Annotated in this window: 13 protein-coding genes; 7 read left to right on the plus strand and 6 right to left on the minus strand. The window is 51.1% G+C overall.

Annotated elements, in window-relative coordinates; genetic code table 11:
* Positions 1-36: 36 nt before the first annotated feature.
* Positions 37-1,296 carry a glutamate-5-semialdehyde dehydrogenase gene (locus KJA68_RS03760; protein WP_213035605.1) on the plus strand — a complete coding sequence of 420 codons (1,260 nt, stop codon included), beginning with the start codon at positions 37-39 and terminating at the stop codon, positions 1,294-1,296.
* A gap of 65 nt (positions 1,297-1,361) precedes the next feature.
* Positions 1,362-3,149, plus strand: a complete 1,788-nt coding sequence (lpdA, locus tag KJA68_RS03765; RefSeq protein WP_213035606.1) for a dihydrolipoyl dehydrogenase — start codon at positions 1,362-1,364, stop codon at positions 3,147-3,149.
* A 129-nt stretch (positions 3,150-3,278) separates the two neighbouring features.
* Here lpdA and KJA68_RS03770 read toward each other — a convergent pair whose 3' ends face one another.
* A complete protein-coding gene (locus KJA68_RS03770) occupies positions 3,279-4,790 on the minus strand; it encodes a helicase HerA-like domain-containing protein (RefSeq protein WP_213035607.1) in 1,512 nt (503 codons plus the stop codon).
* A gap of 267 nt (positions 4,791-5,057) precedes the next feature.
* On the opposite strand from KJA68_RS03770, the gene KJA68_RS03775 reads away from it, so the two are divergent.
* From KJA68_RS03775 to KJA68_RS03785, 3 genes are all read left to right on the plus strand, one after another.
* Positions 5,058-5,846: a DUF4197 domain-containing protein gene (locus tag KJA68_RS03775; RefSeq protein WP_246487049.1), complete on the plus strand. Its 789-nt coding sequence runs from the start codon at positions 5,058-5,060 to the stop codon at positions 5,844-5,846.
* Positions 5,847-5,906: 60 nt separating this feature from the next.
* Positions 5,907-6,305: a YqaA family protein gene (locus KJA68_RS03780; protein WP_213035608.1), complete on the plus strand. Its 399-nt coding sequence runs from the start codon at positions 5,907-5,909 to the stop codon at positions 6,303-6,305.
* 220 nt (positions 6,306-6,525) lie between these two features.
* Entirely contained in the window at positions 6,526-6,729 is a 204-nt protein-coding gene (locus KJA68_RS03785; protein ID WP_213035609.1) for a cold-shock protein, read from the plus strand.
* Between the two features lie 130 nt (positions 6,730-6,859).
* On the opposite strand, the gene KJA68_RS03790 is transcribed toward KJA68_RS03785, so the two are convergent.
* Positions 6,860-8,314, minus strand: coding sequence for a M17 family metallopeptidase (locus tag KJA68_RS03790; protein WP_213035610.1), 1,455 nt, complete (start codon positions 8,312-8,314; stop codon positions 6,860-6,862).
* A 70-nt stretch (positions 8,315-8,384) separates the two neighbouring features.
* Between KJA68_RS03790 and KJA68_RS03795 the strand changes: the two genes are divergently transcribed.
* Both KJA68_RS03795 and KJA68_RS03800 read left to right on the plus strand, forming a co-directional pair.
* Positions 8,385-9,179, plus strand: coding sequence for a thymidylate synthase (locus tag KJA68_RS03795; RefSeq protein WP_213035611.1), 795 nt, complete (start codon positions 8,385-8,387; stop codon positions 9,177-9,179).
* Complete coding sequence (locus tag KJA68_RS03800) at positions 9,176-9,691, plus strand: dihydrofolate reductase (protein WP_246487050.1); 516 nt, start codon at positions 9,176-9,178, stop codon at positions 9,689-9,691. The genes KJA68_RS03795 and KJA68_RS03800 overlap by 4 nt, the downstream gene beginning before the upstream one ends.
* 195 nt (positions 9,692-9,886) lie before the next feature.
* On the opposite strand, the gene KJA68_RS03805 is transcribed toward KJA68_RS03800, so the two are convergent.
* The 4 genes from KJA68_RS03805 to apbC form a co-directional block, all read right to left on the minus strand.
* A complete protein-coding gene (locus tag KJA68_RS03805; protein ID WP_213035612.1) occupies positions 9,887-12,142 on the minus strand; it encodes an arginine/lysine/ornithine decarboxylase in 2,256 nt (751 codons plus the stop codon).
* Between the two features lie 176 nt (positions 12,143-12,318).
* Entirely contained in the window at positions 12,319-12,594 is a 276-nt protein-coding gene (locus KJA68_RS03810; RefSeq protein ID WP_420887625.1) for a hypothetical protein, read from the minus strand.
* Positions 12,595-12,661: 67 nt separating this feature from the next.
* Positions 12,662-13,228 (minus strand): dCTP deaminase, encoded by a 567-nt coding sequence (gene dcd / locus KJA68_RS03815; RefSeq protein ID WP_213035613.1) that lies wholly within the window; start codon positions 13,226-13,228, stop codon positions 12,662-12,664.
* Between the two features lie 72 nt (positions 13,229-13,300).
* Positions 13,301-14,395 (minus strand): iron-sulfur cluster carrier protein ApbC, encoded by a 1,095-nt coding sequence (gene apbC, locus KJA68_RS03820; protein ID WP_213035614.1) that lies wholly within the window; start codon positions 14,393-14,395, stop codon positions 13,301-13,303.
* Positions 14,396-14,472 lie beyond the last annotated feature (77 nt).

Consider the following 14,472-nt stretch of genomic DNA (forward strand, 5'->3'; position numbering starts at 1 on the left):
GACGAAGGGTTACACCTGGATGATGAGGGGGTATCAATGGATGACATAAAAACATATATGCAGCAGGTTGGCAAGCAGGCAAGAGCCGCTTCACGCATCATGGCGCAAGCAGCTACGCTTGAGAAAAATCTCGGTCTGGAAAAAATGGCTGCTGCAATCCTAAGCGGGTCTTCCCGATTGATTGCTGCGAATGTCAAGGATATTTCTGTTGCGCACACGAATGGCATGGATGCTGCCTCAATTGATCGCCTTACCCTGACGGACAAGTCCATACGCAGCATGGCAGAAGGGATGTTGCAGATTGCTGCATTGCCTGATCCCATAGGTGAAATCAACGACCTGAAATTTCGTCCTTCGGGTATCCAGGTCGGGAAAATGCGAGTGCCGCTCGGTGTGATTGGCATCATATATGAATCGCGGCCCAATGTGACTGCGGATGCAGCGGGCTTATGCCTGAAATCCGGAAATGCAGCTATTTTGCGCGGAGGATCGGAGGCAATTCATACCAACCAGGCCATTGCGGCCTGTGTGCTGCAAGGCCTGCGTGAATCCGGGTTGCCAGAGAGTGCGGTGCAAGTGATCGACACCACGGACCGAGCCGCGGTCGGTGAACTCATCACCATGCAGGAATATGTGGATGTGATTGTGCCTCGTGGTGGCAAAAGTCTGATTGAGCGTATTTCGCAGGAAGCAAGGGTGCCGGTTATCAAGCACCTGGACGGTATCTGTCATGTATATATTGATGAAGAGGCGGATTTGCAGAAAGCCATTCGTATTGCAGATAACGCGAAGACCCAGCGTTATGGGGTGTGCAATGCGATGGAAACCCTGCTGGTCGCTGCCAGCGTGGCTGAGCAGGTATTGCCATCATTGGCGGATATTTATCGTGACAGGGGGGTGGAACTGCGCGGGGATGAGATGGCGCGTAGGCTGGTTCCACACATGGTTCAGGCGACCGAGGAAGACTGGCGCACCGAATATCTTGCGCCGGTTTTAAGCGTCAGGATTGTAGCTGGACTGGATGAAGCGATTGCTCATATCAACACATATGGCTCCAGCCATACGGACAGTATCGTAACGGAGAATTATTCCAGGGCGATGCGATTTTTACGCGAAGTGGATTCCAGTTCGGTGATGGTGAATGCATCCACGCGTTTTGCCGATGGTTTTGAATATGGGTTGGGGGCCGAGATCGGCATTTCCACTGACAAGATCCACGCGCGAGGACCGGTAGGGCTGGAAGGATTGACCTCGCAGAAATATATCGTGCTGGGGAGTGGGCAGATCAGAACCTAGCAGTATGGTTTTTCTCCAGTGGAAGGGGCATGGCTTTCGGCCTGTCATGATTACGGAAGAATAGGATGAAACAGACTACCGCAGTAAATGTGCCGGATATCGGGGATTTCAGGAATGTGCCGATCATCGAGGTGCTGGTCAAGCCGGGCGATAGCGTAGCGGCAGAGCAGCCACTGGTTACGCTGGAAACCGATAAGGCAACCGTGGAAATTCCTTCCCCGGTGGCCGGACGGGTGAAGGAAATTAAAGCCAGGATGGGTGACAAGGTCAGCCAGGGTGATCCGATTGTAATACTGGAAGCAGAGGTTGCAGAGGAACAGTCGGCTTCATTAGTATCCGACCGGAGCCTAGGGGCAGGCGCGGGCGGGCAGCCCACCCCGGAAAATTTTATTTCTTCCCCTGTAGTTCCTGAAAATGCGATTCCAACTGCCTTGAAAAAAGGTGACTTCCATGCGGAAGTTGTCGTACTGGGAGGAGGGCCTGGCGGCTATACTGCGGCTTTTCGCGCTGCAGATCTGGGCAAGCAGGTCCTACTGGTCGAACGCCATTCCAGATTGGGCGGGGTGTGCCTTAATGTAGGCTGCATTCCTTCCAAAGCGTTGCTGCATGTCGCGAATGTGATCAACGAGGCTGAGGAAGTCTCGTATCAAGGGCTCACTTTTGGCAAGCCGGCAATCGATATCGGTAAGATCCGTAGTTGGAAAGAGGGCATCGTTGCCAAGCTTTCCGGTGGTCTGACTTCCTTATCCAGGCAACGTAGGGTGCAGGTAGTGCATGGCGTTGCGAAATTCAGTTCGCCTAACCTGCTGGCTGTGGAAACGGAGGAGGGGGTAAAAACCATCACGTTTGATCATGCCATTGTTGCAGCGGGTTCGAGCGTAGCGCGTATTCCTGGTTTTCCGTACGATGATCCGCGCCTGATGGATTCAACTGGCGCATTGCAACTGCAAGATATTCCCGGGCGCATGCTGATAATCGGCGGCGGCATCATCGGTCTGGAGATGGCTACGGTTTATGATGCGCTTGGTTCCAGAGTTTCCATGGTCGAGCTGGCGGATGGCCTGATTCCCGGCGCAGATCGCGACCTTGTCCGGGTATTGCACAAGCGCATTGCAAAACGGTACGAAGCTATATATCTGAAGACCCGGGTCGCCAGGATCGAGACAAAGGAAGAGGGGCTGCATGTCGTTTTTGAAGGGGAAAATGCTCCGCAGCCACAGCTGTATGATCGCATTCTGCTTGCTGTAGGGCGCCGCCCGAATGGGCGGGAGATTAATGCGGAAGCAGCGGGGGTGGCGGTTGATGAGCGCGGCTTTATTCCGGTGGATCAACAGCAGCGTACGAATGTGCCGCATATCTATGCAGTTGGCGACATTGTGGGTGATCCGATGCTGGCGCACAAGGCAACGCATGAGGGTAGGGTGGCTGCGGAAGTGATTGCAGGGTATAAGGCCAGTTTTGATGCGCGCGCGATTCCATCGGTGGCGTACACCGATCCGGAAATTTCCTGGATGGGTCTGACGGAGACACAGGCCAATGTGCAGGGGATCGCCTACGAAAAAGCAGTGTTTCCATGGGCGGCGAGCGGTCGTGCGCTGTCGATGGGGCGCGAAGAAGGGTTGACTAAGCTATTGCATGACCCGCAAACCGGATCGATCCTGGGTGCCGGTATTGTGGGCCGTAATGCCGGTGACCTGATTGCCGAAACTGTGCTTGCACTGGAAATGGGGGCAAACATGGAAGACATTGGTCTGACGATTCATCCGCATCCGACGTTGTCTGAAACCGTCGGCTTCGCAGCAGAAATTGCCGAGGGCAGTATTACCGACTTGTATCTGCCGCGAAAAAAATAAGGCGGGACTGATCCTGCTGCGTGGAAGACGGATGTGAATATCCATGGATAGTAAACATTTCCCCGGGCAGGATGATCATGTCCTGTGTTCCCGGGTAAAGAGGGTTGTAAACGAGCCTGGCAGGGGGAATTAGCGCCTGTTGCCGAGGAGCGATCCAAGTACGCCTCGGATGATTTGCCTTCCGACGGATGAGCCTATGGCCCGGGCTGCGCTCTTGGCAAATGCTTCCCCGATTCCTTCACGGTTTCTGGAGGTGCGGCTTCCCAATAGTCCTTCCAGCATTCCTCCCAGCCCTGGCACGTTGCCTGTTCCAGTTTCTGTGGAATCTGCAGTATCAGGCAGGGTGTTTTTTTCCGTTAGAGTGGTTGTACGTTTTTTGATGTTTTCATAGGCCGATTCGCGATCAATGACTTTTTCATAGTGACCGAAAAGCAGGGAATGCTGGATGATGGTGGCTCGTTCAGCCTCATTGATCGGCCCGATTTGAGCCTGTGGTGGCACAATCAGAGCGCGTTCAACCATATTCGGACGTCCCTTCTCGTCCAGGCATGAAACAAGCGCTTCGCCAACGCCAAGTGTGGTAATAGCTGTTTCTTCATCCAGATATGGATTGTCATGCATGGTTTCAGCTGCTGCTTTAACTGCTTTTTGGTCTCGCGGGCTAAAGGCACGTAGTGCGTGCTGCACGCGGTTGCCAAGCTGGCCCAGTACCTTGTCCGGAACATCTGCCGGATTTTGTGTGACGAAATAAATACCTATTCCCTTTGAACGGATCAGGCGCACCACTTGTTCAATCTTGGTGAGCAGCGCATCCGGTGCATCGTCGAACAGCAAATGGGCTTCGTCAAAGAAAAATACCAGTCTGGGTTTGGAAAGATCCCCGGCCTCCGGCAGATTTTCGAATAACTCTGAAAGCAGCCACAGCAGCATGGTCGAATAAACCTTGGGAGCAGAGATCAAATGATCGGCAGCCAGAATATTAATCATTCCAAACCCATTTTCATCGGTCTGCATCAGGTCGGCAATGTCGAGCATCGGTTCCCCAAAAAAACGGTCGCCTCCCTGCGTTTCAATCTGTAGCAGGCCGCGTTGAATCGCTCCGATGCTGGCGGCGGAAATATTGCCGTATTCCGTTTTGAAACCGGCGGCGTTTTCTCCGACGTGTTGCAGCATTGCCCTTAAATCTTTCAAGTCAAGCAAAAGGAGTCCGTTGTCATCTGCGATTTTGAATACCAGTTCCAGAACACCCTGTTGTACCTCGTTCAGATTGAGCATGCGTCCGAGCAGCAATGGACCCATATCGGAAATGGTAGCACGCAGGGGATGGCCAAGTTTTCCGAATACATCCCAGAATGCAACCGGATAGGCGCGATGGGAAAAATTTTCCAGCTGAAGCAGGGTTACTCTTTCGGTAACCTTTGGGTTGTTTCCTCCCGTCTTGCTCAGGCCGGATAGATCCCCCTTGATATCGGAAACAAACACCGGCACTCCGATTCTGCTGAAAGATTCCGCCAGCGATTGCAGGGTGACTGTTTTGCCCGTTCCGGTCGCTCCGGTAATCAGTCCGTGGCGATTGGCCATTTGCGGCAACAGGAAAAGTTCTTGCTTGTCATTTTTAGCGATTAGTAGCGGTTCGCTCATATGGGCTCCAGATAAATTGGATGGTCCTGCACGGGATATGGCAGGTTTCGAAGGTTACAGGATGGCATTTTCCCAGGATGAAAAATAGAAAAAAGATACCGTTAATTGTATTGCACAAATCAATATGGAAAAACGACCTGTGATTACAAATATGTTTTTTACCATTTTGTCATGTTAGACTCGATAGGAAACGGCATTTTCACCAGATCAGATTTTATTGCATTGGATGGTGAATGCTAATCCTTCTTCTTCAGGAGAAACGTCCCAATGTTCAAACGTATGATTCAAGGTATTGCGGTTTGTGTGATCGCCTATTCTGCCGCTCCGGCACTCGCATTTGATTTCGGCGCGATTATCAATAAGGAACTCGGCATTCCGGTAGATCCCGTTTTGCCGGATACCAAGCAAGAGAATACGGGCAAACCTGTGGATAAATTATCCGGTTTCAGTACCGGAGAGCAAGTCGGTAGCTTGAAGCAGGCGCTGATTCAGGGGGCGGAAACGGCTGTCTCCAGCCTCGCCCGGGAGAATGGCTATCTTGGAAATGACAAGGTGCGCATTCCTCTGCCGGAAAACCTGCAAAAAGCAGATGGCTTGTTGCGTACATTTGGCATGGGTGCGTATGCTGACGATTTAACCGCTTCAATAAACCGCGCTGCCGAAAAAGCAGCCCCGGAAGCGAAGGATCTTCTGATCGGTGCCGTGAATAATATGAGCGTGGAAGATGCCAGTAAGATATTGACGGGAGAAAATGATGCGGCTACCAGATATTTTCGCGAGCATACGGAAACTGCGCTGGCTGGAAAATTCAAGCCGGTTATAGCTGCTTCCATGCAGAAAGTGAAACTTGCAGAAACCTATAATCAGTTTGCTGCAAAAGGCGCGATGCTCGGCATGATCAATCCGGGGGATGCCAACCTGGATGATTATATTACCCGTAAGGCGATGGATGGTTTGTATTTGATGATGGCGGAGCAGGAAAAGGCGATTCGTGCCAATCCGCTGGAAGCAACGGGCAACCTGGCAAAGAAAGTGTTCTCGGCGATCAGGTTTTGATTTCCGGTATTGAGTTTCACAGGGTAGGGATGTCCGGCAGAATTCACCGGTTTTCTGAGCATGGCTGAATCCGTCAGTCTGTTATCGTTTTTTATTGGGAGTTTTCTTGCTGCTACTTTGCTGCCCGGGGGGTCGGAAATAGCGCTGATCAGTGTGCTGAAATGGTATCCGGAGTCGTTCTGGACAGCGCTCTTGCTGGGTACTTTAGGAAATACTCTGGGTGGTATGGTTTCGTTCGGCATGGGCTGGGTGCTACCCCAAACGCAGAAACTCAGGCATGTGGAGAAATTACGGCGTTTTGGTTCGCCCGTGCTGCTGCTTGCCTGGGTACCCTTGCTAGGTGATGCAATGTGCCTGGCTGCCGGGTGGCTCAGGCTCAATTTATGGCATGCGGCTTTATTTATGGCAATAGGGAAATTCGCGCGTTACTGGGTTATTGGCATGACAGTCCAGATTTGAATTAGCCAGCCAAGGCAAAATGAGGTATTTCTAATGCCGTATCTGGCTGCCTGGTTTTGTGAGTGTTTTAAATTATCTTTGCTATATTTACAGAACACGTGTATAAGACAGTCTGGTGTTTGATTCAAAGTTTTTGCGATACTGGTTTTCCATGTGCAATCTTCGATTCAAATAGTTTTGCGGGGAAGTTCCCCCGTTTTTAGTTAAGGAAGTAATTCACATGGCAACTGGTACAGTTAAATGGTTTAACGATGCAAAAGGTTTTGGTTTTGTTACTCCAGATGATGGTAGCGAAGATTTATTTGCGCACTTTTCAGCAATCAATATGAACGGTTTTAAGTCACTTCAGGAAGGTCAAAGAGTTACCTTTGACGTGACTCAAGGTCCTAAAGGTAAGCAAGCTTCTAATATCCAGACTCCATAATCGGTTCTGGATGAGAAAAAGCCCGGCATTAAAATGCCGGGCTTTTTTTGTTTCAGGCTGGTTTTCTGACTGTAATCCCGAGTGTAATTGAACTGGGATGGTGCTTTCTTCCTGCGATGGAATCGCCCGCTTAACTGGCAGGAAGAGGCTTTTCCAGCATCTGCAGCCCCCATGCCACGCCAAATCCGTTTACTTCACCAGTCACGATGCCTAGTCCACCTTCGCAACGGCTGGAGGATAAATCAATATGGAGCCAGGGGATGTTATCGACAAAGCGTTTCAGGAACAGGGCGGCCAGTATGTGGTCGGCTTCGCCATCCAGTGTGCATTGTTTGATATCAGCAACTTTCGAGTCCAGTGCCGCTTCATAGTCTTCATCCAGCGGGAAGGAGCATAGCCGCTCTCCGCTGTCCTTGCCTGCCCTGATTGCACGCTGTAATAGTTCATCGCGGTTTCCGAGCACACCGCTGTAGCGCGCACCAAGGGCCATCGCCATGCTTCCGGTCAAAGTGGCAAAATCAATGATCAGGTCCGGCTTGGCGCGCGATGCCAGGGTGAGAGCATCTGCAAGCACCATGCGGCCCTCGGCATCGGTGTGAATAATTTCAATGGTCGTCCCGTTCAGGGCGGTTACGATGTCGTTTTGTTTGTAGGCTTTCGGACTGATGTGGTTTTGTGCGATCGCCAGCCAGCAGTCGATGTTCACCATCATTGCGTTTTTTGAAGCGGCCAGCAGGATGCCAAGTGCAACGGCTGAACCGTTCATATCCTCGTGCATGCCGTGCATGTAGCGCGCTGGCTTCAGGTTGTGTCCGCCAGTATCGAAGCAGATGCCCTTGCCAACCAGTCCTATTGTTTGCCTGGCCTCGGGATGGGTATATCGCAGATGTACGATTGCCGCGTCTTCATCTTCGCTGCCCTGAGCCACAGCCACAAAGGCTCCAGCACCAAGCTTGCGCAGTTTTTTCAGGTCATAGTCGTTCTGTTCCCATCCCTGTTCTTTTGCAAGTTTTTTTATTCTGGCCCGGTATTGGGTAGGCGTCAGCTCGTTAGGAGGAAGGATGGTCAGTTCCCGGCACAGCAGGCTGCCTTCTGCCTGTGCCTTCAGGGATACAAAGGCCAGTTTGTCGTCAAAGCCATAGAGCTCAATGTTCTGGAGTGGTTTTTGATCGCTTTTTTTCTTGTGATCCGGCAAAAGAGAGCCATTTACCCAAGAGGCATACACAGCGAGTTTTGCTGCCTGCCGGCGCTGGTCCGGTTCTCCGAGTACCACGATGGCCAGGTTTTTTGGTTTCTCTTCCAGCAGGAGTTGCAAGGCCTTGCGAACCTGGGTCTGAAGGCTAAAAATTTCTCTGGAAAAATCCAGCATGGCCCATGTAATCAGGCCCCCGCTGGGGGTATTCGCAGAAACGGGTGTGCTGGCAAGTTCATCCGGTTTGAGTCCGCGTCGTGCCAGTACAGCCTTGAGCAGGGTATCCTGCGGCAAGTTCCGGGGTAATTTTTTTTCTTTCGGCAGTAATATCAGCATGTGCTGGCTGACAGGGTCATGGGGGGTAGCTGGCGAGAGGCTGAGTTGTGCTAGCATTAGGGTCTCACTGGGTCATGGTTTGTTCGGCATTATACAAACAGTTGTTATTCATTCTCGCGGAATTTCTATGCGTCAGTATTTGTATTTGTTAAAGCATGTTTTGAATCATGGTGCAAAGAAGAGTGACCGCACCGGAACCGGCACGATCAGCATCTTCGGCTACCAGATGCGATTTGATCTGGGGCAGGGTTTCCCACTGGTCACGACCAAAAAATGTCACCTGAAATCCATTATTCATGAACTGCTCTGGTTTTTACAGGGCGATACCAACATCCGGTATCTTAAGGAACATGGTGTCCGGATCTGGGATGAATGGGCAGATGGAGAAGGCAACCTTGGGCCGGTATATGGCATGCAGTGGCGCTCATGGCCGGCGGGGGACGGGCTTGTCATTGACCAGATTGCGGCGGTGGTGGAGCAGATTAAAGATAACCCGGATTCACGCCGGTTGATTGTTTCGGCCTGGAATGTGGCCGAACTTGATCGGATGGCGCTGGCCCCCTGTCATATTCTGTTTCAGTTTTATGTGTCGGATGGCAGGCTTTCCTGTCAACTGTACCAGCGCAGCGCGGATATATTTCTGGGGGTGCCGTTCAATATCGCATCCTATGCACTGTTAACCCTGATGGTGGCGCAAGTATGTGGCCTGAAACCAGGTGATTTTGTCCATACTTTTGGGGATGCGCATCTGTACAGCAACCATCTGGAGCAGGCGCGGCTGCAACTGGCGCGTGAACCGCGTGCGCTCCCCGTGATGTGTCTTAACCCCGAGGTGAAAGATATTTTTGCTTTCAGGTATGAAGATTTTACGTTGACAGGTTACGATCCGCATCCTGCGATTCAGGCTAAAGTGGCAGTATGATGGGTAAGGAACGGGAGGAGAGGAAGAGTCGCCTCTCAATTATCGTAGCTATGGCCAGGAATCGGGTCATTGGGCTCAATAATGCCCTGCCCTGGCGTATTCCTGCAGACCTCAAGCATTTTAAATCACTTACCATGGGGCATCATATGATCATGGGGCGCAAGACATATGATTCCATCGGTAAGCCGCTGCCCGGACGGACTACTGTGGTCCTGTCGCGCAATCGTGCGTTAAAAATGGATGGGTGTGCCGTGGTGCATTCTTTGGAGGAAGCGTTTAAGGCTTGTGCCGGGGATGATGAAATTTTTATTGTCGGTGGCGCGGAGCTCTATGCATTGGCCATGCCGCTGGCGGACATAATCTACCTTACCGAGATTCAGCAGGACATGGCGGGGGATGCATATTTTCCGGAATTGGATAAAAATTCATGGCTGGAATCAGTGCGGGAGCGGTGCAGTCAGGAGACACCACAGAAACTGGAATTTCATTTTGTGACTTATCGCAGGAAGTAATCGATGAGATCGGAGATTGCCGACCTCATCGATTCCGGCATGATCCGGGAGTCTGGTTTTCCAGGAGCGCGAGCTTGGTTTTGGGGATAAACATGGAAAATATACCGTGACTCACTGGATAGATCGCACACACGTCTGTAATTCGCATTGCCCCAAAATCTGATGGGCTCTTGATCAAGGCGTATTATTTTTGCTCTAGTTGTTTAGTCTCACGCAATCCACATAGTAGCGGGGGCCTTCATTATTTTCGTTGGCCACCAGGCCGTGAATGTCGGTTTCAAATCCAGGAAACATCTGGTTAAAATCGCGTGCAAACTTAAGGTAATCAACGATGGTTTTATTGAATCGTTCGCCTGGGATGAGCAACGGGATGCCGGGTGGATAAGGTGTCAGTAGCACGCTGGTGACGCGTCCTTCCAGTTCGTCGATCGAAACGCGGTCGATTTCACCGTGCGCCATTTTGGCGAAGGCATCGGAAGGTTTCATGGCAGGTTCCATGTTGGAAACGTAAATCTCCGTTGTTAGCCGTGCTACGTCATTGATTTTGTATACGCCGTGAATATGGTCGCAAAGATCGCGCAGACCGATTTTCTCATAGCGTGGATATTGGGTGACAAATCCCGGCAGAACGCGCCATAATGGCTGATTTTTGTCGTAGTCATCCTTGAATTGCTGCAATTCGGTTACCATGGTGTTCCAGCGCCCTTTGGTAATCCCGATCGTAAACATGATGAAAAATGAATAGAGGCCGGTTTTTTCCACCACCACACCGTTTTCTGCAAGGTATTTAGTGACGATGGCAGCAGGGATGCCGGAGTCAGCAAAGTCTCCGTCTACATCCAGCCCGGGGGTGATAATTGTAGCCTTGATTGGATCAAGCATGTTGAATCCAGGGGCCAGATTGCCGAAGCCATGCCAGCGATCGTCAGTGTTCAGCATCCAGTCTTCGCGTGCGGCCATGCCCTCCTCGGAGAGATAGTCGGGCCCCCAGACCTTGAACCACCAGTCCGCCCCCCATTCTTCTCCAACTTTGCGCATGGCGCGACGAAAGTCTAGCGCTTCAGCAATCGATTCTTCAACCAGGGCTGTGCCGCCAGGAGGTTCCATCATGGCGGCAGCAACGTCACATGATGCGATAATGGCATACTGGGGACTGGTAGAAGTATGCATCAGGTAGGCTTCATTAAAACAGTCGCGGTCCAACTTATTTGCCTCGCTATCCTGTACCAGGATCTGTGATGCCTGGCTCAGTCCGGCCAGCATCTTGTGGGTTGACTGTGTAGAAAATACCATGGATTGCTTGCATGGCTGGCGGTTTTGGCCTATTGCGTGCATGTCCCTGTAGAAATCATGGAAAGCGGCGTGCGGGAGCCATGCTTCGTCAAAAAGCAGGGTATCAATTTGCCCGTCCAGCATTTGTTTGAGTGTTTCTACGTTGTATAGCACGCCATCGTAAGTGCTCTGGGTGATCGTCAGGATGCGTGGCTTTTGTTTTTTGTTTTTGATGAAATGATTGGCATCAATCTTGCGCTGGATTGTTTCCATCTTGAATTCGTCCAGTGAAATGGGTCCGATAATACCGAAATGGTTGCGTGTCGGCATCAGGAACACGGGGATGGCACCAGTCATGATGATGGAATGCAGAATGGATTTATGACAATTGCGGTCCACCACTACGATATCGTCCGGTGCGACTGTGGAATGCCATACAATTTTATTGGAAGTGGAAGTTCCATTCGTTACAAAGAAAAGATGATCGCAGTTGAAGATACGTGCTGCATTGCGCTCACTGGCCGCCACAGGCCCAGTATGGTCAAGCAGCTGGCCAAGTTCATCGACGGCATTGCATACATCTGCGCGCAGCATGTTTTCACCAAAAAATTGGTGGAACATCCGGCCTACCGGAGATTTCAGGAAGGCAACGCCCCCGGAGTGGCCGGGACAATGCCAGGAGTAGGAGCCATCCTGGGCGTAGTTGACCAGTGCGCGGAAAAACGGTGGCGCGAGCGAGTCCAGGTATAACCGGGCCTCGCGGATGATGTGGCGCGCTACAAATTCCGGGGTGTCTTCATGCATATGGATGAATCCGTGCAATTCGCGCAGGATGTCATTGGGTATGTGGCGTGATGTACGTGTTTCGCCGTAGAGATAAATTGGAATATCGGCATTTTTGAAGCGTATTTCTTCCACGAAGGCGCGTATGTTTTTTAACGCGATAGTCGTTTCTTCCAGACTGCCGCCGCCAAATTCCTCGTCGTCGATTGACAGCAGAAAGGCAGAAGCTCTGCTTTGCTGTTGAACGAACGACGTTAAATCCCCGTAGCTGGTTATGCCCAGCACTTCCATGCCCTCTTTCTGGATGGCGCTTGCCAATGCCCGTACACTCAGGCCACTGGAATTTTCTGAGCGAAAGTCTTCGTCGATAATGATAATGGGGAAATTAAATTTCATTACAGTGCTCCTTGCTGGAGAATTGTTCGGGGGTAACAGGATGGGGCCGGATCGGATAACGAGAAGCTGGCAACGATGGGTTGGAGTTACGTTAGCAGAAATAAGGGTGTTGGTTATATGCTTTAGAGGTGTTTAAGCCGGGCCAGATTATAATTCCTGCAGTCACAATGGGCTAGTCAGTTTTCGGGTAAATAGGGGTTAATCAAGGACTGGACCAAATCGATGAGCGCCGCGCGGAACTGCTGTTCGTCGCACCCCATGAGCACTGCGTCTTCCAGCGCATCTTGGCATATCTGGCGAATTTCTTCCATATTTTCGTTCAGTACCTTGATCTTTTCCACACATGCGACTACCTCGCCGGATGGGCTACGCCAGATGGTTTGAGGACAGGTTGCCATTGAATGAATGTCCCGGTAAGGTTCGTGAAAAATAACGGATGGAGGTTCTGCCATCCACCCTGCTTTATATTTTATCTACGCGTTGGTGTCAAAGAGACGGGCTTTAAATTCCAGCTGGAATTTATATTTTGGGCAGGGTTACTCCAGTCTGGTTCTGGTATTTTCCACTCCTGTCATGGTAAGAGGTTTCACATACTTCGTCAGATTCCAGGAAAATTACCTGGGCTACGCCTTCATTGGCGTAGATTTTTGCCGGTAATGGTGTGGTATTGGAAAATTCCAGGGTAACATAGCCTTGCCACTCAGGTTCCAGTGGGGTGACGTTGACAATGATGCCACATCGCGCATAGGTGGATTTACCAAGGCAAATCGTCAGAACGTTGCGCGGGATGCGAAAATGTTCCACGGTCCGTGCTAGCGCAAAAGAGTTTGGTGGAATAATGCAGTAGTCGCTCTTCAGCTCGATGAAAGAGTTGGCGTCAAAATTCTTCGGATCGACGATCGTGCTGTTGATATTGGTGAAAAGTTTGAATTCGTCCGAGCAGCGGATGTCATATCCGTAGCTTGATGTGCCATAGGATACGATACGCTGCCCCCCCATTTCTTTCACCTGCCCAGGTTCGAAAGGTTCGATCATGCCATGCCGTTCGGCCATGTGACGTATCCACTTGTCTGATTTAATACTCATGTCTATTTTTTTCAGGTGAGGAGGGGGCAGTTTAGGAATAAGAACGTGTGATCGTGCGGTGCATTTTTTTGGTCATGTATTTTGTATCACGATCTTGGGGAATGCCGAGCTGTAGTCCTGGGCCATTTCAGCAATTTTTACCGCGAGGCGACGTGCAATCTGCTTGTACACTCTGGCAGCTGCGTTGTCCGGGTCGGCCACTACAGTTGGGTTGCCGGAATCCGCCTGCTCGCGGATATGGATATCCAGAGGCAAGGAACCCAGAAGTTCTATATTATAGTCATGGCACATTTTTTCAGCGCCACCGCTGCCAAAGATATGTTCTTCGTGGCCGCATTTTGAACAGATGTGCGTGCTCATGTTTTCTATAATGCCCAGAGTTTTGATGTTCACTTTGTCGAACATTTTCAGCCCCTTGCGTGCATCCATCAGTGCGATGTCCTGTGGCGTGGTTACGATGACCGCGCCGGTGACCGGGACTTTTTGCGATAAGGTAAGCTGAATGTCTCCGGTGCCGGGTGGCATATCCACGACCAGGTAATCCAGTTCGTTCCAGCGAGTCTGATGGAGCAGCTGATCCAGTGCCTGGGTAACCATCGGGCCGCGCCATACCATGGGTACATCCTCGCCCTGGATCATGAAGCCAATGGACATGACTTGCAGCCCGTGTCCCAGCATGGGTTCAACCGATTTTCCGTCGCGTGAAACCGGTTGTCCTTTGATGCCCATCATGGCGGGCTGAGAGGGGCCATAAATATCTGCATCCAGAATTCCGACCCGCGCACCTTCTGCTGCCAGTGCCAGCGCCAGGTTCACGGCGGTAGTGGATTTCCCCACGCCCCCCTTGCCGCTTGCCACGGCAATAATGTTTTTTACTCCGTCCACCAGCTTGATCCCTCGCTGAACGGCATGGGGCACTACCTTGCTGCTTACATGCACGGAAATGGATTCGGCATCGGGCAATGCACTGCGCAAATGGCTTTCAACCATCGTGCGAATTTCATTCCATACACTTTTTGCAGGATAGCCAAGCTGGATGTCAAGCGACAGGTGATTGCCGCTGATCTGGATATTTTTTGCCGACTTGCTGGAAAAAAAGTCCTTTTTTGTATTAGGGTCAGTTAATTTCTCCAGTGCGGCCTGTACATCTGAATCGGTAAAGCTCATGTGCTATTCCTGCAATCGAATCCTTGGGGCGAACATTCTACCCAAGATTCCACGCCACGCCTATAGTGCAATTTTGC

The organism is Candidatus Nitrotoga fabula, from assembly GCF_905221025.1.
Classification (GTDB): domain Bacteria; phylum Pseudomonadota; class Gammaproteobacteria; order Burkholderiales; family Gallionellaceae; genus Nitrotoga; species Nitrotoga fabula.